Genomic DNA, 19,391 nt, shown 5'->3' with positions numbered 1-19,391 from the left:
GGGCGTCAACAAAGTAGCGACATCGTTTGCCGGTAACCTTCCTGTACTTTCCTACACCGGGGTATTATTTTTTGGAGAACAGGGCTATAGTGATTTCCGGACGATGAGCCGAAACGGATTCTCGATGTGCTGGCAGCTATCTTCCAGGATAAGGCGGGCCGCTGTCTGGCCCATCTGCGCAAAATCGGTCGACATCACCGTGATGCCGTCGAGCAGGATTTCCTTCAAAGGCGTTTCGTTGTACGACAGAATGCCAACCTGCTGCCCCACGATGTAGCCCGTATCCTTGATTTTCTTGATGAGCAATACCAGGTCGTCTTCCATCAGATTGATGTAGGCATTGCCGGGTGTTATTGGCTCATCGGCGATGTTGCGGACCACGTTGGGCCGAAAGCTGTTTTCGTTGCAGAACCGGTAAAAGCCGTTCAGGATGGCTTTGGGGTGGTAGGTCTGACCCGGAAACAGGATGTTCAGCGTTTCATACTTGCGGAGCAGCGGCAGGGCTTCGGTCAGCGCCTGCATCAGATCGTTCTCGAAATTCTGCACCACCGATGCGTAGTTGCCCGTGATGCCGTCGATCAGTTTGTCGAGCACCACCAGTTTGTGCTTCGGCAGGGCGTTGATCAGCTCGCGGGCCTGTTCGGTTTCGTCGAAGAAGTGGGCAATGACAACATAGTGCGAATGCCGCGCGCCTTCTTTCTGTATGATGTCGCGGAAGAGCCGGAAATCGTTGTTGTAAATAAAAAAATCGATGGGCGTGTCGGCGCCGAGGGCATCGACAAACGAATCGTAAATAATCTTCTTGTGGGCGCTTAGTTTGTTGAAGAGCAGAAAGATTTTCAGGTTGCGCCCTACCGACGTGTGGTTGATGTAGTAGCCCTTTCCTTTTACGGCTACCACAATATCTTTCTCTTTGAGCAGGTCGTAGGCTTTCTCGACGGTGCGCTTGGCCACGTCGAACTCGGCCGTAATGTCATGGATCGACGGAAGCTTGTCGCCGGGGCGGATATCTTTCGTTTCGATACCACTGACAATCGAGTTGATCAGCTGCTGGTATTTAGGGACACTCGATGTATCCGTTATTGCAATGTAATCGAGCATGCGCGGAAGCGTTGATGAAGGCATTCGTACCCGACAGAGTCGGTCTGATCGGCACGCCGGGCCAATGTAAATTTACCCATTCGTATAAAAAATTTACCTTTTGTAGGAATGAGTAGGTAAGTCGACGCCGGGCGGGCGTTCACTTTTGCGACAGACCAGGATCTATCATTCCCATCTGTAAGATCGTCTTCCCAACCCGTTTCTACTCGAAATACATATGAAAAACGCAGGTATCGCCGTCCTGATTGTTTTGTTGAGTATGCCGTCGCTATGGGCTCAGCTAACGCCCACGGCCTTAACCTGTGAGCATCGTACCGATCCGCTCGGCATCGATGTGGCGCAGCCCCGGCTGAGCTGGCAGCTGACCGGTACCGGGCGGGGCCTGAAACAAACCGCCTACGAACTCGATGTGGCCACCACCCCCTCTTTCTCGCCCAAAACCCGGCTGTGGCAGTCGGGCCGCATCGGCACCGATGCGTCGGTACTGCAGCCCTACGGCGGGCCGGCGCTAACATCGGGGCAGCGGGCCTACTGGCGGGTCAGAACCTGGGATGGCAGCGGTAAGGTGGGTCCCTGGAGCCCGACGGCGTACTGGGAAATGGGCCTGCTTTCCCCAACCGACTGGCAGGCCGGTTCGACCCGCTGGATTACGGCACCGGGCGATACAGCCCGGCAGCAGGCAGGCCCGGCGGCATCGCTGCGCCGGGAGTTTGTGCTAAACCGGAAGGTCGTATCGGCCCGGGTCTACGCTACGGCCCGCGGTCTCTATGAACTGTATCTCAACGGGCAGCGTGTCGGGCAGGATTTGCTGACTCCCGGCTGGACAGCGTACGACAAACGACTGCAGTATCAGGTCTACGACGTAACCACGCGGCTGCGACCGGGCGCCAACGCGCTGGGAGCACTGCTCGGCGAGGGCTGGTATCGGGGCATTATCGGCTTCAACGGTCAGCGCGACTTCTACGGAAACGAATCGGCGTTGCTGGCGCAGCTGCGCATCCGGTATGCCGATGGTACGGAACAGATTATCGGTACCGGTGGCGACTGGCAAACGTCGGTGAACGGGGCCATCCGGTCGAGTGAGATTTATAACGGTGAAGTGTACGACGCCCGGCGTGAACAAACGGGCTGGGCACAACCCGGCTTCGATGCCCGCGACTGGCAGCCTGCCCGGCCGGCCGATTACCCGGTCAATACCCTGATTGCTACCGTGAGCCAGCCCGTACGGCGAATGGAAGAGCTGAAGCCTGTTCGGATTTTTCGAACGCCGGCTGGGCGGCTGGTGGCCGATATGGGGCAGAACATGACCGGTTTTGTTCGGCTGCGGGTCAGTGGCCCGGCCGGTACCACCGTAAAAATTCAGCACGCCGAAATACTCGACAAAACGGGGGAGTTCTACACGGCTAATCTTCGCACCGCCAAACAGCTGTTGCAATACACGCTGAAGGGTGGGGGCGAAGAGGTGTTCGAGCCGCACTTTACGTTTATGGGTTTCCGCTACGTAGCCATCGAGGGCTGGCCCGGCGACCTGAAACCCGAACACCTGACGGGCGTGGTTATCTATACCGATATGCCTAAGACAGGCTCGTTTGCCTGTTCGAACCCGCTGGTCAATCAGTTGCAGCATAATATCGAATGGGGGCAGAAGGGCAATTTCGTGGATGTGCCCACCGACTGCCCGCAGCGCGATGAGCGGCTGGGCTGGACGGGCGATGCGCAGGCGTTTGTTCGGACGGCCGGCTTCAACCGCGATGTAGCCGCCCTGTTTACCCGCTGGCTGGGCGACGTAGCCGCCGATCAGCACGCCGATGGCGCTGTTCCGTTTGTAGTGCCCAACGTGCTGCAGCGCGATGACCCGGCCAAGCCCGGAATCGCTACGTCGGCGGGCTGGGGCGATGTGTCGACCATTGCGCCCTGGACGCTCTACCGACTCTACGGCGACCGTGGACTGCTCGAACGGCAGTATGCGAGCATGAAAAGATACGTCGATCATATTCGGCAGAAGGCCGGCGATAACCTGCTCTGGCACGGTGGCAGTGTATTCGGCGACTGGCTGTTCTACCATCCCCATGTCAACAGTCACCCCGAACCCGACGGCTATACCAGTCCCGACATGATTGCCACGGCTTTTTTTGCGTACTCGACCGATCTGCTGCAGCAGGCTGCTCAGGCGCTGGGCAAAACCGACGACGCCCGCCAGTATGCCGATCTGCTGAATCGCATCAAAGCCCGCTTCGTCAACGAATACGTAACCGCGTCGGGCCGGCTGGTGTCTGATTCGCAGACGGCCTACGTGCTGGCGCTGAATTTCAACCTGTTGCCCGAGGCCCTGCGCGCCAAAGCCGCCAAATTTCTGGTCGAGGATATTCGGGGGCGCCGGAACCACCTGTCGACCGGATTTCTGGGAACGCCCTATCTGTGCCACGTGCTGTCTGACAACGGCTACACCAACGTCGGTTACGATCTGCTGTTGCAGGAGTCATACCCGTCGTGGCTGTATCCCGTCCGGATGGGGGCTACTACGATCTGGGAGCGGTGGGACGGTATGAAACCCGACAGCACTTTTCAGGACGTAGGGATGAATTCGTTCAATCACTACGCCTACGGGGCCATTGGCGACTGGATGTACCGCGTGGTGGCAGGTATCGAACTGGGGCAGCCCGGCTACCGGCAAATCCTGATTCAGCCGCAGCCTACCGACCGGCTGACCTACGCCCGGGCAACGCTTAACAGCCCCTACGGTGAAATCCGCTCGGGTTGGGAGCGCAGCAACGGGCAACTGCACCTGCGGGTGCAGGTACCGCCCAACACCACGGCCCGCATCCGGCTGCCGGGCGCCGATGTGGCCCGGGTAACGGAGGGAGGCAAACCCCTGGCGCAACGTACCGAGATCAAAATGCTGCCGGCCGAAGCCGGTGCGGCTACGGTCGATGTGGGGTCAGGCGAGTACGATTTTGCCTACCCGATGCCCTAGTCGGCGCTGAGTAATACAGGTGCTGACGATCCGGCTGCCCGAAGCTGCTAACGTAAAAGCCAATCGGCAACCCCGTACCGGTTACCAGACCTGGTTATTGTTTTTCAATCATAGGTTATAGAAAAAGAGCAAAGCCCGTGTTTAGTGAATACGGGCTTTCTGACTTTCCGCGCGCCAGTAGGCCAGGGAAGAAACGACCGCGCAGGATAACGATTATTAGTAGTTTTTGTAGAACTATTTGGAGACGAAATTTTGCCTGTCTATAATTGTGTAAAATTTACACATACTATGTGTAGAAAAAACACATTTACCCCTTTATCAGCATATCGATGACCGCTTACGAAGGGAGTTCCCGGATTCTGGTGGCGCTGGACTGTATCATCTTCGGGTTCGATGGTGAGTCGCTCAAGTTGTTGTTAATCAAGCGGAATTTTGAGCCCCAGTACGGTAAATGGTCGCTGATGGGGGGCTTTCTGCAGGCTGATGAAGACCTTCGGGAGGCTGCCGTCCGGATTCTGTATAACCTGACCGGACTGCGCAACAACTACCTGGAACAGCTGCAAACGTTTGGCAGAATCGACCGCGACCCGGTCGAGCGGACCATTTCGGTGGTGTACTACGCGCTGGTCAACATTGCCGATCAGGATGTCAATGCCATACAGGCCCACAACGCATCGTGGATCGGGCTGGCCGATAAGCCGGCGCTTATCTTCGACCACGATCAGATGGTTGAGCAGGCCCTGCGCCGACTGCGTTATAAAGCCGCCGTGCACCCGATCGGCTTCGAACTGCTGCCCGAAAAATTTACGGTGCCTCAACTCCAGAAACTGTACGAAGCGATCTACGGCATTCAGCTCGACCGGCGCAATTTCAGCCGCAAGATCATGACTACCGAGCTGCTGCAGCCTACCGGCGAAAAGGATGAAACCTCGGTGACCAAAAAAGGGCAGCTCTTTACGCTCAACACCGATCGCTACCAGAAATACCTGGATGGCTACTACACATTTTTGCCCGAACTGACGGTCGACAGTAAATCGGCCTAGCAGTGCGGCCTACCCTTACCGAACTCACCTATTCGTTTACTCATGTTTCGCTTTTTAACCGTTTCGCTGGCAACCAGTCTGCTGCTGATGGGGAGTATGCTTCCGGGAGCGGCTCAGCCCGTGCCTACCCTGCGGGTCGACGTAGCCCGGCCCACCGCCACCATCGAACCAACCATGTGGGGTGTCTTTTTCGAAGATATCAACTTCGGGGCCGATGGTGGTATCTACGCCGAACTGGTCAAAAACCGGTCGTTCGAGTTCTTCAAGCCGCTCATGGGCTGGAAAGTAAGTGGGAAAGCCCACACCGAAGGCGATATTCTGATCGAAAACCGGCAGGATAAAGACACCCGCAATCCGCGCTTTGCCCGGGTACAGGTTAGCCAGGCTGGTCCCGGCGACCTGAGCCTGACCAACGAAGGTTTTCGGGGTATGGGCCTCAAGGCGGGGCTGCGTTACGATTTTTCGGTGCTGTATCGGGTGCAGGCCGGGGCCGTAACGCTGCATGCCGAACTGCTCGATGCGGCCGGCAAGGTCATTGGTGCCGGCGTGCTGAAGCCCGAACAGAGCGACCGGAACTGGCATCGCCAGCAGATCAGTTTCACCGCGTCGGCCACCGAACCGAAGGGGATGCTGCGACTGTGGTTTGAAGGCAGCGGCACGCTCGATCTCGACATGATTTCGCTGTTTCCGGCCGACACCTGGAAGGGACGCCCCGGCGGTATGCGGGCCGATATGATTCAGATGCTGGCCGACATGAAGCCCGGCTTTGTTCGGTTTCCGGGGGGCTGCATTGTCGAAGGCTTCGACCTGGACCAGCGCTACCAGTGGAAAAAAACCTTGGGACCCATCGAAGAGCGGCAGCTGGTCATCAACCGCTGGAACTTTGAGTTTGGCCACCGCCCAACCCCCGATTACTTTCAGACGTTCGGACTGGGCTTTTTGGAGTATTTCCAGCTCTGCGAAGACATTGGTGCCGAACCCCTGCCCATTCTGAACTGCGGTATGGCCTGTCAGTTCAACTCGGCCGAGCTGGTGCCGCTCGAACAGCTCGACCCTTACGTACAGGATGCCCTCGATCTGATCGAGTTTGCCAATGGCGACGCCAGCACAACCTGGGGGCAGGTACGGGCGCAGCTGGGACACCCCCAGCCGTTCAACCTGAAGTTTCTGGGCGTGGGCAACGAGAACTGGGGCCCGCAATACATCGAGCGGCTGGCAGTTTTTCAGAAAGCCATCAAATCCCGTTATCCGGCCATGCGGCTCGTGTGCAGTTCGGGCACTGACCCCAACGGCGAGCGGTTCGATTACCTGAATGGCAAGTTGCGGGCCATGAACGCCGATCTGATCGACGAGCACTACTACCGCAAGCCCGAGTGGTTTTTACAGAATGCCCGCCGGTACGACGCTTATCCCCGCACCGGCTCGAAAATCTTTGCCGGCGAGTGGGCCGCGCAGAGCGATGGGATTGCCAGCCCGAAAAACCAGAACAACTGGGCCTGTGCGCTGGCCGAAGCCGCCTTCATGACCGGTCTGGAACGCAATGCTGGCGTAGTGAACATGGCCTCCTACGCCCCCCTGTTTGCCAACGCTGACGCCTGGCAGTGGACGCCCGATCTGATCTGGGTCGATAACCTGAACGTCTACGGTACCCCCAACTACTACGTGCAGAAACTCTATTCGCTTAACAAAGGCACCCAGGTGCTGTCGCTCACGCAGGGCACCGAACCGCTGGCCGGTCAGGACAGCCTGTATGCGTCGGCCGCCTGGGACAAGCCTACCAGCGATGTGATCCTGAAACTGGTGAATGTGTCGGATAAGCCGCAGCAGCGTGTTGTGCAGCTCGACGGGGCCCGGCGGCTCAAGGCCTCGGCCCGGCAAACCGTCCTGAAAAATACGGCGCTCGACGCGGTCAACTCGTTTGCGAACGCTACTAACGTCAGCCCGGTCGAGCAGGCAGTGGTTGTCGATACCCGCCGAAAAACGGTCACGCTGACATTGCCCGCCCGATCGCTGTCGGTCGTGCGCATCAACGCGCAGTAATGTCTCTCCACTAAACCGATACCCAGAAAAGAACTATGGAAAATCAGTATGTCATTGGCGTCGATTTTGGCACCGACTCGGTTCGGGCGCTGGTGGTCGATGCCCGCACGGGGGCGGCTATGGGCACCCACGTTCACGAATACGCCCGCTGGAAGCAGGGCCTTTACTGCGACCCCGCCCAGTCGCAGTTTCGCCAGCACCCACTCGATTACCTCGAGGGGCTCGAAGCTACCATTCGGGGCGCGCTGACACAGGCCGGCGATGCGGTGCGTCGGGGGGTAGTGGGCATCTCGATCGACACGACGGGCTCTACGCCCTGCGCTGTCGACCAGACGGGCTTGCCGCTGGCCCTGCGGCCCGACTTTGCCGAGAATCCCAACGGTATGTTTATTCTCTGGAAAGACCATACCGCCAACGCCGAAGCGGAGCAGATCAACCAGCTGGCCCACCACTGGTCGGTCGATTATACCAAATACGTAGGCGGCATTTATTCGTCGGAGTGGTTCTGGGCCAAAATCCTGCGGACGCTGCGTGTCGATGCTGCCGTGCGTGAACACGCTTTTTCCTGGATCGAGCATTGCGACTGGATGTCGGCCGTGCTGACGGGCAACACCGCTCCGCTTGCGCTGCGTCGCTCACGCTGTGCGGCTGGCCACAAGGCGCTCTGGCACAGTGAGTTCGAGGGCTTGCCGTCGGACGAGTTTCTGACCCGTCTCGACCCGCTGCTGGGTGGGCTTCGCGACCGTCTGTTTACCGATACCTACACCGCCGATCAGGCCATGGGCACGCTGTCGGCCGAGTGGGCCGATAAACTGGGCCTCTCGACCGAGGTGGTAATTGGCGTGGGAGCCTTCGATGCGCACATGGGCGCGGTAGGGGCCGAGATCGAGCCCTATGCGTTTGTGCGCATCATTGGTACCTCTACCTGCGATATTCTGATGGCGCCCAACGAAGAAATCGGTCATCGGCTGATTCGGGGTATCTGCGGCCAGGTCGACGGGTCGGTAGCGCCGGGTATGCTGGGGCTCGAAGCCGGTCAGTCGGCGTTTGGCGATGTCTACGCGTGGTTCGCGCGGCTCATCACGGGGCCAGTGCGGGCGCTGCTGGGGGCCGAAGCCGCCGACACACTGGCGCAGCAGCTGATTCCGCATCTGGCCGATCAGGCCGCTCAGCTGCCCGTTACGGAATCGGATGTGGTAGCGCTCGACTGGATCAATGGCCGCCGGACGCCCGATGCCAACCACACACTCAAGGCGGCTCTGGCGGGGCTGAACCTGGGTACCGATGCTCCCCGGGTGTTTAAGGCGCTGGTCGAAGCCACGGCATTTGGCTCGCGCAGCATCGTGGAGCGGTTTGTAGCCGAGGGCGTACCCATTCGGAAAGTGATTGCCATTGGCGGGGTAGCCAAGAAATCGCCCTTTGTCATGCAGACCCTGGCCGACGTACTCAACAAGCCCATCCAGGTAGCCAGTGCCGATCAGGCCTGTGCGCTGGGGGCGGCTATGTGCGCGGCTGTAGCGGCTGGCGTACACCCTACGCTCGACGCGGCCCAGCAGGCGATGGGCTCGGGCTTCGACGCGCATTACGAGCCCCGCCCCGACTACGTGGGCGTGTACGACCAGCTGTATGCGCGGTACTGCCAGCTGGGCACGTTCGTAGAAACCCATTCATCTGTCATTCTCTAGTTAACCACTCAGTATGCGTACGCTTGATCAATACGAAATCTGGTTTGTAACCGGTAGTCAGCACCTCTACGGCGAGGATACCCTGCGGCAGGTAGCCGAACACGCGCAGGTCATTGCCCGTCATTTCAACGAGTCGGCAGCCATGCCCGTGCGGGTGGTATTCAAGCCCGTCGTGAAAACACCCGACGAAATTTATGCCCTCTGTCAGGACGCCAACGTGGCCCCCGGCTGCGTGGGTATTCTGACCTGGATGCATACGTTCTCGCCCGCCAAAATGTGGATTCGGGGCCTGACGGTACTGCAGAAACCGCTGCTGCACCTGCACACGCAGTTTAACCGCGATATTCCCTGGGGGTCGATCGACATGGACTTCATGAACCTCAACCAGTCGGCCCACGGCGACCGGGAGTTCGGGTTTATGATGTCGCGGATGCAGCGGTCGCGGCCGGGTCTGAACCGCAAAGTGGTGGTGGGCTTCTGGCAGGAAACCGACGTGATCGAGCAGGTAGCCCACTGGACCCGCGTGGCCGTGGCGGCTTTTGAACTGCGTACGATGAAAGTGGTCCGCTTTGGCGACAACATGCGGCAGGTAGCCGTAACGGATGGCGATAAGGTGGCGGCCGAAATGACCTTTGGCATGGCCGTCAACACCCACGGTATCGGCGACCTGGTGGCGGTGGTCAATCAGATCAGCGATGCCGAAGTTGACCGGCTCGTAGCCGAGTACGCCGACAGTTACACGCTCATGGCCGGGTTGCAGGCCGGTGGCGAGCGGCACAGCGCCCTGCGCGATGCCGCCCGGATCGAACTGGGGCTGCGGGCCTTCCTGACCGATGGCAACTTCACGGCCTATACCGACACGTTTGAGGATCTGCACGGTATGAAGCAGTTGCCCGGTATTGCTACCCAGCGGCTGATGGCCGACGGGTACGGCTTCGGGGGCGAGGGCGACTGGAAAACGGCCGCGATGGTACGGACCATGAAAGTGATGGCTACCGGCCTGCCGGGCGGTAATTCGTTCATGGAAGATTATACCTACCACTTCGATCCGACCAATCCGATGGTGCTGGGCGCCCATATGCTTGAAATCTGCCCCAGCATTGCCGATGGTAAACCCAGCTGTGAAATTCATCCGCTGGGTATCGGCGGTAAAGAAGATCCCGTTCGGCTGGTATTCAACGCGGGCCTGTCGCAGCGGCCGGATGGACTGGCCATCAACGTATCGCTGATCGATATGGGTAACCGGTTCCGGTTGCTGGTCAACGAGGTGGAGCCGGTGGCCGTAACGGAGGCCCTGCCCAACCTGCCCGTGGCCCGGGCCCTCTGGAAACCCCTGCCCGATATGCGCACCGGCTGCGCAGCCTGGATTCTGGCCGGTGGTGCGCACCACACGGTCTACAGCCAGAACCTGACCACGGAGCATATCGACGATTTCGCCGACATTTTCGGCGTCGAGCTGGTAGTGATCGATGCGCAGACCCGTCTGCGCCAGCTTAAACAGGAACTGCGCTGGAGCGATACCAGCTATCGATAATTCCCTGATCCTTACCCATCTGCCGGTTTCTGGTATATCCGGCTTTAGCTTAATTCGTATGAAAAAACTCATCTTACCCGCTTTGCTGGCGCTGAGCCTGTCGGGGCTGGCTCAGAACAAGGTAACCATCAAGGCCGGCACGCCCGGCCCGGTCATCAACCGCCACATCTACGGCCACTTTGCCGAACACCTGGGCCGCTGCATCTACGACGGCTTCTACGTGGGCGAAAACAACACGACCATTCCAAACAAGAACGGCGTGCGGCTCGACGTGGTCGATGCCCTCAAAAAGCTCAAGATTCCAAACCTGCGCTGGCCGGGCGGCTGCTTTGCCGACACCTACCACTGGAAAGACGGCATCGGCCCCAAAGCCAAGCGCCCCAAAATCGTGAATACCTGGTGGGGCGGAGTTACGGAAGACAATAGCTTTGGTACACACGACTTTCTGAACATGTGCGAGCTGCTGGGTACCGAGCCATACCTGGCTGGCAATGTGGGTAGCGGCACCGTACAGGACCTGAGCGAATGGGTGCAGTACGTTAACTTCCCCAAAGACAGCCCGATGTCGGCCCTGCGCCAGCAGAACGGCCGCGAAACGCCCTGGAATGTGCGCTACTGGGGCGTTGGCAACGAAGCCTGGGGCTGTGGCGGCAACATGAAACCCGACTACTACGCCAACATTTACCGGCAGTACAGCACGTTCATGAACCCGCAGGTGGGCAAGGAGAAAATTTTCCGGATTGCCTCGGGCGCCAGCTCCAACGATTTCAACTGGACCGAGACACTCATGAAAAACATCCCGGTCAACATGGTGGAAGGGGTGGCCCTGCACCACTATTCGGTGTTCAGCTGGGACGAGAACGGTAAAGGATCGGCGACGCAGTTTACCGAAGCCGAGTATGCCCACACCATGCGCGAAGCCCTGAAAATGGACGAGTTCGTGCAGAAGCACTCGGCCATCATGGACAAGTACGATCCGCAGAAGAAAGTGGCGCTCGTGGTCGATGAGTGGGGCGGCTGGTACAATGTAGAGCCGAATACCAACCCCGGCTTCCTTTACCAGCAGAACACCATGCGCGATGCCATTCTGGCCGGCGCAACGCTCAATATTTTCCATAAGCATGCCGAGCGGGTGCGGATGGCTAACCTGGCGCAGGCAATCAACGTGCTGCAGGCCGTAATTCTGACCGAAGGCACCAAGATGCTGCTGACGCCGACCTACCACGTACTGGAGATGTATAACGTACACCAGGATGCCACGCTGCTGCCGGTCGATGTAACGACCGAAACCTACACGGTGGGCCAGGAGAAGCTGCCGGCTGTGTCGGCCTCGGCCTCGCGCGACAAGGCGGGTAAGGTGCACATCTCACTGGTCAACATCGACGCCAGCAAGCCCCAGACCATCACCGTCAGCCTGGGCGGACTGGGGGGCGGTACCCCCACGGGCCGTATTCTGACGTCGGCCAAGGTGCAGGATCACAACACGTTTGCGAAACCAGATCTGATCAAACCCGTTGCGTTCACGGGCGCCAAGCGTACCGGCGACGAACTGCGCGTAACCCTGCCGCCGGTATCGGTGGTGGTGCTGGAACTGGCCAATTAGTGATTGGCTGAATGAGTGATTGAGCGCGTGAAAAGCGGGTTCAGTCACTCATCCACTCAATCACGCATTCACAACTAAATACCCATGTATAAATCCTTACAGGAGGAGTGCTACGAGGCTAACATGCAGCTGCCACAGCTGGGGCTGGTGTTGTTTACGTTTGGCAATGTCAGCGCGGTCGACCGCGAGCGGGCGGTGTTTGCCATCAAACCGAGCGGGGTGCCCTACGCAACCCTCAAGCCGGACGATATCGTGATCTGCGACTACGACGCCCGGGTGGTGGCCGGCACGATGCGCCCCTCGTCGGATACGAAGACCCACGCGCTGCTCTACAAAACCTGGTCTGATATCGGTGGTATCACCCACACCCACAGCACCCACGCGGTGGCCTGGGCGCAGGCGGGTCTCGATATTCCGATTTTCGGCACTACCCACGCCGATCATACGCACCAGGATATTCCGTGCGCGCCCGCGCTCACCGACGCTATGATCGAGGGCGACTACGAACACGAGACCGGCCATCAGATCATCAATCTGTTTGCCGAGCGGGGGCTGTCGCATCAGGAAGTAGAAATGGTGCTGTTGCAGAACCACGGCCCCTTCACCTGGGGCAAAACAGCCGAAAAGTCGGTCTACAACGCGGCCGTGCTGGAAGAGGTGGCCCGCATGGCCTACATGACCCTGCAGATCAACCCCGATACCCCCCGGCTGAAAGAAACCCTGCGCCAGAAACATTACCTGCGGAAACACGGCACCAACGCCTACTACGGACAGGGCTGCTGATACCGCCGGGTTGCCCGCTGACTGGTGGGCGACAACCAACCCTCCTAAACCTTTCCTGACTACATGAAACTTGGACTCGAAACCCTCGATTACATTATTTTCCTGGTCTACTTCGTCATTGTGGCGTCGTATGGCTACTGGGTCTACCGCCACAAGGGGCGACAGGCCGGCGACCGCGACGGCGATCAGGTGACCGATTTTTTTCTGGCCGAAGGGTCACTAACCTGGTGGGCTATCGGCGCGTCGATCATTGCCTCCAACATCTCGGCCGAGCAGTTTATTGGTATGTCGGGGCAGGCCTTTCAGATGGGCCTCGCCATTTCGGTCTATGAACTGGTAGGTGGCCTGTCGCTGGTAATCATCGCAGTGTATTTCCTGCCGATGTATATCCGCAACAAGATCTACACCATGCCGCAGTTTCTGCAGATGCGCTACGACAAGCGGCTGGCGACCATCATGGCTGTGTTCTGGCTGTTTCTGTACATTCTGGTCAACCTGACGTCGATCATATACCTCGGGGCGCTGAGCCTGGAGAAAATGACGGGCTTTGATTTCATGGCCTGCGCGCTTTTCCTGACCGTTTTCGCCGTGTTTATCACGCTGGGCGGTATGAAAGTGATTGGCTATACCGACGTGATTCAGGTGGTTTGCCTGGTTGCCGGCGGACTGGCCACGACCTACCTGGCCCTGAACCTGCTGTCGGATAAGGTCGGCACGGGCTCGGGTATGCTGGAAGGCCTGAGTTTGATTCGCGAAAAAGCCGATCACCACCTGCACATGGTTTTCGCGAAGGGCGACTATTTCGTGCACGACGGCCGCGGGGGTAAAATCGACGCCTACAACCAGCTGCCGGGCCTAATGATGTTTATCATTGGCGGTCAGTGGATCGTCAACTTCAATTACTTCGGCTGTAACCAGTACATGATTCAGCGGGCGCTCGGGGCCGACCTCAACACGGCCCGCAACGGGGTGCTGTTTGCGGCTTTCCTGAAGCTGATGATGCCGTTTATTGTAGTACTGCCGGGTCTGGCGGCCTACGTGCTGTTTCAGGAAAACGCCGATGCGGCCATCGTTCAGGGTATTACCGACAATGGTATCGTGAAACCCGACAACGCGTATCCGGTGCTGCTCAACATTCTGCCCACGGGGCTGAAAGGCCTGTCGTTTGCGGCCCTGACAGCGGCCATCGTGGCCTCGCTGGCGGGCAAGGCCAACAGCATCTCGACGATCTATATGCTCGACATCCATAAAAAGTTTTTCGACCCCGATATGGATCAGCAGAAAACGGTCTGGCTGGGGCGGGTAGCCATCGTTGTGTCGTTTATCATCGCGCTCGCCATTAGCCCGCTGCTGAAAAATTTTGGTCAGGGTTTTGAGTATATCCAGGAGTATACGGGTTTCATATCTCCGGGTATCCTCTGCATTTTCCTGCTGGGCATGTTCTGGAAGCGGGCCACCGCCAACGGTGCCCTGGCAGCGGCCATGCTGAGCATACCGCTGTCGGCCCTGTTCAAATACCAGTTTCCCGATTTCCCGTTCCTGAACCGGATGGGTACCGTGTTCTGGATTTGCGTGGTGGTGCAAGTCACGATCAGTCTGATCGAGTCGCGCGGGCAGAACAGCCCCAAAGCGTTTGCCGTCGACAGCCAGTGGTTCAAAACCACACCCGCCTTCCGGCTGGGTGCACTGGCGGTCTGCGCGCTGCTCACGCTGGTGTACGTTATTTTCTGGTAGGCCTTAACAAGTTTCTATTCATAGGTTATAGAAGATTCAGCAAAGCCCGCTCCCGCCTGGGAGCGGGCTTTCTTGTTGACTGGCAGGGCCAGAAAAAGCGCCGGCCGCGCCAGGGTTTTCCTGACGCGGCCGGCGCTTTCATAAAGCATGGGCAGGCTTAGTGGCCCATCCAGCTACGCACATCGGCCATGGCCGGCATAGGAATATCCATTTTCAGGCGCTTGCGGGCCCCGCCCAGGTCGTTGAAAAGCTTATTGGGACTAGCCGACCGCAGCTGCTCGATCGTCAGAATGCCCAGCAACTGGAGCGCCGGAATCCATTCGGCGGGTACACCCGCTTCCAGAAACTCGGCATCGCCCGACTTCTCCTGTTTTTTCTCGGGCCGCATCTGCGGGAAAAACAGCACATCCTGAATCGATGGCTGGTTGGTCATAATCATCGTCAGCCGGTCGATGCCCAGGCCAACGCCGGCCGTGGGGGGCATACCGTATTCGAGCGCGCGCAGGAAGTCCTCGTCGAGGGCCATGGCTTCTTCGTCGCCCCGTTCGGCCAGCCGCAGCTGCTCCTCGAAGCGCTCGCGCTGATCGATGGGGTCGTTGAGCTCGGAGTAGGCATTGGCAATCTCCTTGCCGTTGCAGATGGCTTCGAACCGCTCGACCAGCCCCGCTTTGCTCCGGTGCTTTTTGGTCAGGGGCGACATCTCGACGGGGTAGTCGGTGATAAATGTCGGCTGGATCAGGTTAGGCTCGCAGGCTTCGCCGAACAGTTCGTCGATCAGCTTCGATTTGCCCATCGACGCGTCGGTTTTGATACCCCGTTCTTCGGCCACGCTGCGCAGTTCGGCTTCATCCATGGCCGATACGTCGACGCCTGTGTATTCCTGAATGGCTTCGAACATGGTCAGGCGTTTCCAGGGCCGTTTGAAATCGATCACGTTTGGACCCACGGTTACTTTCGTGGTGCCGGCTACATCGATCGCTACTTGCTCGACCATCTCCTCGATGGTGTCCATCATCCAGAGATAGTCTTTATAAGCCACGTAGAATTCGACCTGCGTGAACTCGGGGTTGTGGGTGCGATCCATGCCCTCGTTGCGGAAGTCTTTGGCAAACTCAAACACGCCGTCGTAACCACCCACGATCAATCGCTTCAGATACAGCTCGTTGGCAATTCGCATAAAGAGCTTCATATCGAGCGAGTTGTGGTGCGTTTCGAAGGGGCGGGCCGCTGCGCCCCCGTGGATGGGCTGCAGAATGGGCGTTTCGACTTCGAGGTAGCCTTTCTGGCTCAGGTACTGCCGGATGGAGTTGACCAGCTTGGTGCGCTTCACGAATACATCGCGTACCTGGGGGTTCACGATCAGGTCGACGTAGCGCTGCCGGTAGCGCTGCTCGGGGTCGGTGAATGCATCGTACGTTTCTTTCTCACCCTGTTCATTGACCACTTCTTTCACGACTGGCAGCGGCCGGAGGGCCTTGTTCAGTACCGTGAACGAGCGCACGTAAACCGATAGCTCGCCGGTCTGGGTGGTGAACACGTTGCCCTGGATACCGATGATGTCGCCGATGTCGAGCAATTTCTTGAAAACGGTGTTGTAGAGCGTTTTGTCGTCGCCGGGGCACAGGTCGTCGCGTCGGAAGTACAGCTGCATCCGGCCGGTCGAGTCCTGCATTTCGGCAAACGAAGCGCTTCCCATGATGCGGAAGCTCATCAGGCGGCCGGCGAGCCGGACTTCGTTCCAGGGCGCTTGGTCGGCAAAGTCGAGGTGGGGCTCATAGCCACCCTGCGTATCGGCACCCGCCCGGTCGGCAAAGGCGTCGCGGAGTTGCGTGATGGTATGCGTTACGTCGAACAGCGGGGCGGGGTAGGGGTCAATACCCATCCGCATCAGTTCTTCCCGTTTCTGCCGGCGATTTATTTCCTGTTCACTCAGTAGCATAATAGTCAGTCGGTTGGTCGGCGTCGCGACCCTGTTTTTAAGGGGGCAAAAATAGCGAAAAGGATTGGCGTTTTACCCACGAGTGGCGCAAGAAGCCGATTGGCCCGCCCCGTATCCATTCGTCCGAATCCGGTGGGCTGACTGGTCGGTTGCCGCTATTCTTGCGCAGGCTATCGGGCCTTTGCTGTACCTAAACGCTTGTTATCATGCAGGAAAAATCGCTTACCTCCATTTCGGGTTATCTGCTGTTGCTGCTGGCCGTGTTGTTTATGCTGGGAGCCGTTGGCGTAGCCGTCTCCAGACTAAGTATGGTGCTGGCTGGCGCCTTGTTTCTGGTGTCGATTGTGCTCTTCATGGGCATTACCGTTATCAACCCAAACGAAGCCGTGGTCTGTACCTTCTTTGGCGATTACGTCGGAACCATGAAGCAGAATGGGTTGCGCTGGGTGAACCCGCTTTACAGCAAGCGCAAGATCAGTCTGCGCGCCCGTAACCTCAACGGCCAAACCCTCAAGGTGAACGACAAAATGGGGAATCCCGTCGAGATTGCCGCTGTGGTGGTCTGGCAGGTGCAGGATACGGCCAAAGCCCTGTTTTCGGTCGATGATTACGTGCTGTTCGTGCAGATTCAGTCGGAAGCGGCCGTGCGCAAACTGGCCAACTCGTATGCCTACGACCACATGGAAGACGAGAGCGAAACCACATCGGTAACGCTGCGCGACAGCACCGGTCAGATCAATACCGTGCTGGAGCAGGAATTAAACGAGCGGCTCGAACGGGCTGGTGTCGATATCATCGAAGCGCGGGTGAGCCACCTGGCCTACGCGTCGGAGATTGCGGGGGCTATGTTGCAACGGCAACAGGCGGCTGCCATGATCGCGGCCCGACGGCTGATTGTCGAAGGCGCCGTCGGCATGGTCGAGATGGCGCTGGAACGGCTGGAACGGCAGGACGTAGTCAAACTCGACGAAGACCGTAAAGCCGCCATGGTGAGCAACCTGCTGGTGGTGCTGTGCGGAGAAAAAGGAGTCAGCCCGGTTGTCAATACTGGTAGCCTGAGTGCCTGATGGAATGCCTGAAGCGGTACATTCGTCAGTCGAGGGGGGCGCTGGTCTGCCAGGCCACTGTCGGACTGGCCTGCTGCCGGGTCAGCAGAGTATTGTAATAGCTGATAAGCCGCATCCGGCTCCGGGCCGAACGCTCGTCGAGGTGATTCCGGAGCCGAAAGGTTTGCAGCTCGGTATCGAAAGTCGATAGGATTGGCACATACACGTCGCTGTAAAACCGATCGAACGAGCGCAGTTTTCCGTCGGCTTCGGCGAAGTAATCGTAGTAATAATCAGGGGCGTCGGGCTGGTCGGGGTTGACCCGCTCCGGGTGTTGAAACGTGCGTTTAACTAATCCGCGTGGCTTGCGCATTCGGCGGTAAACAGACAGGGGACCGCTGACCATGCGTTCGAAGAATGCCGGCGCATCGGGATTGGTGGGTACCGACCCGGCAACGGAAACAAAAAAGCGATACCCATGCGTAGCCGGATCATACCAGGCGAAATCCTGCACCTGGGTGGCCGACAGGGTCTGCACCCGCCCGTCGGCCCGCTGGAAAAGAACCATCTCGGCCGCCCAGTTATAAGCCAGATCGCCGGTCAGGGTTTGCCCGGACGCGAGTACCAGCTGGCCCGGCAGCCAGTGAATACCTGGCGGAGTAGCCAGACCGGCCAGACAGCTGCCCAGCAGCAGCGCCCACACAAGAGTAAATCGGTAATGAGTTTGCATAACACAGCCAGTTTCGTTGCGTAGTAGCCTGATAACCGATCGGATCGTATCTCGACACCCTGATCGGTATGGGCAATATAACGGCCGTGAAAATAAACTGTTAACTAGCTGTGAATCAGTGCAATTTTATTTTTATAAACTATTCCAGACGAAGTGTGACGGAACCACTGCCCGTGCCCGAAAATAGACCGAATCGAAGACAGACACAGCCTTAAAACCGGTTGAAGCAATTAGGCAATGGTCCTGCTTTTTTTGAAAAAATTCTGTCGTATTGAAAAAATACAATCAGAATAATTGCCAAAAGGCAGTATGGCCATTTTTTAACTAGGTTTGGGAGCAGTGCAAGCCTGGGTCAGGCCGGGCGAACGCTGACCGCAACCAGTTCGCCGATGAGCCGAACCCCGTCGAGCGTGAGCGAGGGCGTGATGTCGACAAAGGCGTCGCGGAGGGATGGGATCCGGCCCGAGAGGCCACCCGTAGCTACGGCGATACAGTCGCCCCCGAGTTCGGCGCGAATCCGGTCGAGCAGCGAGCGTACCAATCCTTCGTAGCCTAGTACTACGCCCGCCTGGATAGCGTGGGTGGTATTCTGGCCAAGCGCCGAAGCGGGCACATCGATGGGTACTTCGGGTAGCTGGGCCGTGTTGGCAAACAACGAACGAATAGCTGTTTTCAGGCCCGGTGCAATGGCCACACCGAGCATTTTTCCTGTAGCCGAAACCGTAGTGAAGGTGAGGGCGGTGCCAAAATCGACCACCACGCAGTTGCGGCCGTATCGGGTATGAGCCGCCAGCGCATTGGCAACCAGGTCGGCGCCAATCTCGTGGGGCCGCAGAATGTCGAGGGGCAGCAGGGGGTAGACGCCCGGCCCCACCACCACCGGATCGAAGGCAAATAACTCGGTTAGCATGGCCCGCAGCGTAGGCGTCAGATCCGGTACCACGCTGCTGAGCACCGTTTGCTGCACCGTACTCAGCGATACGCCGGCTTCGAGGAGCCACAGCCGGAGCCGGGCTTCGTAGGAAGCTGCCGGCTCGTCGATACGGGCCGGGGTGCGCCAGATAGAACGCCAGGCAGACTGGTCGTACAGGCCAAAAACGGCGTCGGTATTGCCAACATCAACGATAAGCTGCACAGGAAATCAGGACGGTTGTCGGGACGAAATACGGATAAAATCGG

Annotated in this window: 13 protein-coding genes; 9 read left to right on the top strand and 4 right to left on the bottom strand. The window is 58.5% G+C overall.

Features of this window, described 5'->3' with window-relative positions; genetic code table 11:
* Positions 1–84: 84 nt before the first annotated feature.
* Entirely contained in the window at positions 85–1,101 is a 1,017-nt protein-coding gene (locus ACYVAC_RS22700; protein WP_461100115.1) for a GntR family transcriptional regulator, read from the bottom strand.
* 217 nt (positions 1,102–1,318) lie between these two features.
* On the opposite strand from ACYVAC_RS22700, the gene ACYVAC_RS22695 reads away from it, so the two are divergent.
* From ACYVAC_RS22695 to ACYVAC_RS22660, 8 genes are all read left to right on the top strand, one after another.
* Positions 1,319–4,075 carry a family 78 glycoside hydrolase catalytic domain gene (locus ACYVAC_RS22695; RefSeq protein WP_461100114.1) on the top strand — a complete coding sequence of 919 codons (2,757 nt, stop codon included), beginning with the start codon at positions 1,319–1,321 and terminating at the stop codon, positions 4,073–4,075.
* A 329-nt stretch (positions 4,076–4,404) separates the two neighbouring features.
* A complete protein-coding gene (locus tag ACYVAC_RS22690) occupies positions 4,405–5,118 on the top strand; it encodes an NUDIX hydrolase (protein WP_461100113.1) in 714 nt (237 codons plus the stop codon).
* Positions 5,119–5,160: 42 nt separating this feature from the next.
* Positions 5,161–7,158, top strand: a complete 1,998-nt coding sequence (locus tag ACYVAC_RS22685; RefSeq protein ID WP_461100112.1) for an alpha-L-arabinofuranosidase C-terminal domain-containing protein — start codon at positions 5,161–5,163, stop codon at positions 7,156–7,158.
* Positions 7,159–7,193: 35 nt separating this feature from the next.
* Positions 7,194–8,843, top strand: coding sequence for a ribulokinase (locus ACYVAC_RS22680; protein ID WP_461100111.1), 1,650 nt, complete (start codon positions 7,194–7,196; stop codon positions 8,841–8,843).
* 13 nt (positions 8,844–8,856) lie between these two features.
* Positions 8,857–10,377 (top strand): L-arabinose isomerase, encoded by a 1,521-nt coding sequence (gene araA, locus ACYVAC_RS22675; protein WP_461100110.1) that lies wholly within the window; start codon positions 8,857–8,859, stop codon positions 10,375–10,377.
* 58 nt (positions 10,378–10,435) lie between these two features.
* The gene (locus ACYVAC_RS22670; protein WP_461100109.1) at positions 10,436–11,980 is read left to right on the top strand and encodes an alpha-N-arabinofuranosidase; all 1,545 of its coding nucleotides are present in this window, start codon (positions 10,436–10,438) and stop codon (positions 11,978–11,980) included.
* Positions 11,981–12,064: 84 nt separating this feature from the next.
* Positions 12,065–12,763 (top strand): L-ribulose-5-phosphate 4-epimerase, encoded by a 699-nt coding sequence (locus ACYVAC_RS22665; RefSeq protein ID WP_461100108.1) that lies wholly within the window; start codon positions 12,065–12,067, stop codon positions 12,761–12,763.
* A gap of 63 nt (positions 12,764–12,826) precedes the next feature.
* Complete coding sequence (locus ACYVAC_RS22660) at positions 12,827–14,497, top strand: sodium/sugar symporter (RefSeq protein WP_461100107.1); 1,671 nt, start codon at positions 12,827–12,829, stop codon at positions 14,495–14,497.
* A 157-nt stretch (positions 14,498–14,654) separates the two neighbouring features.
* Here ACYVAC_RS22660 and lysS read toward each other — a convergent pair whose 3' ends face one another.
* Positions 14,655–16,436 (bottom strand): lysine--tRNA ligase, encoded by a 1,782-nt coding sequence (gene lysS, locus ACYVAC_RS22655; RefSeq protein WP_461100106.1) that lies wholly within the window; start codon positions 16,434–16,436, stop codon positions 14,655–14,657.
* 206 nt (positions 16,437–16,642) lie between these two features.
* Between lysS and ACYVAC_RS22650 the strand changes: the two genes are divergently transcribed.
* Positions 16,643–17,503: an SPFH domain-containing protein gene (locus ACYVAC_RS22650; protein ID WP_461100105.1), complete on the top strand. Its 861-nt coding sequence runs from the start codon at positions 16,643–16,645 to the stop codon at positions 17,501–17,503.
* A gap of 25 nt (positions 17,504–17,528) precedes the next feature.
* Here the strand turns inward: ACYVAC_RS22650 and ACYVAC_RS22645 are convergent, their stop codons facing one another.
* Positions 17,529–18,212, bottom strand: a complete 684-nt coding sequence (locus ACYVAC_RS22645; protein WP_461100104.1) for a hypothetical protein — start codon at positions 18,210–18,212, stop codon at positions 17,529–17,531.
* A gap of 352 nt (positions 18,213–18,564) precedes the next feature.
* Positions 18,565–19,347 carry a type III pantothenate kinase gene (locus ACYVAC_RS22640; protein ID WP_461100103.1) on the bottom strand — a complete coding sequence of 261 codons (783 nt, stop codon included), beginning with the start codon at positions 19,345–19,347 and terminating at the stop codon, positions 18,565–18,567.
* Between the last annotated feature and the right edge of the window lie 44 nt (positions 19,348–19,391).

The organism is Spirosoma luteolum, from assembly GCF_054778875.1.
Note: the sequence above shows the minus strand (reverse complement) of the source record. Positions and strands in the feature narration are given on the sequence as shown.

What these genes read in the sequence shown, in the direction of transcription:
- ACYVAC_RS22700 (WP_461100115.1), bottom strand. Translation starts at nt 1,101, where the DNA reads ATGCTCGATTACATTGCAATAACGGATACATCGAGTGTCCCTAAATAC.
- ACYVAC_RS22695 (WP_461100114.1), top strand. Translation starts at nt 1,319, where the DNA reads ATGAAAAACGCAGGTATCGCCGTCCTGATTGTTTTGTTGAGTATGCCG.
- ACYVAC_RS22690 (WP_461100113.1), top strand. Translation starts at nt 4,405, where the DNA reads ATGACCGCTTACGAAGGGAGTTCCCGGATTCTGGTGGCGCTGGACTGT.
- ACYVAC_RS22685 (WP_461100112.1), top strand. Translation starts at nt 5,161, where the DNA reads ATGTTTCGCTTTTTAACCGTTTCGCTGGCAACCAGTCTGCTGCTGATG.
- ACYVAC_RS22680 (WP_461100111.1), top strand. Translation starts at nt 7,194, where the DNA reads ATGGAAAATCAGTATGTCATTGGCGTCGATTTTGGCACCGACTCGGTT.
- araA (WP_461100110.1), top strand. Translation starts at nt 8,857, where the DNA reads ATGCGTACGCTTGATCAATACGAAATCTGGTTTGTAACCGGTAGTCAG.
- ACYVAC_RS22670 (WP_461100109.1), top strand. Translation starts at nt 10,436, where the DNA reads ATGAAAAAACTCATCTTACCCGCTTTGCTGGCGCTGAGCCTGTCGGGG.
- ACYVAC_RS22665 (WP_461100108.1), top strand. Translation starts at nt 12,065, where the DNA reads ATGTATAAATCCTTACAGGAGGAGTGCTACGAGGCTAACATGCAGCTG.
- ACYVAC_RS22660 (WP_461100107.1), top strand. Translation starts at nt 12,827, where the DNA reads ATGAAACTTGGACTCGAAACCCTCGATTACATTATTTTCCTGGTCTAC.
- lysS (WP_461100106.1), bottom strand. Translation starts at nt 16,436, where the DNA reads ATGCTACTGAGTGAACAGGAAATAAATCGCCGGCAGAAACGGGAAGAA.
- ACYVAC_RS22650 (WP_461100105.1), top strand. Translation starts at nt 16,643, where the DNA reads ATGCAGGAAAAATCGCTTACCTCCATTTCGGGTTATCTGCTGTTGCTG.
- ACYVAC_RS22645 (WP_461100104.1), bottom strand. Translation starts at nt 18,212, where the DNA reads ATGCAAACTCATTACCGATTTACTCTTGTGTGGGCGCTGCTGCTGGGC.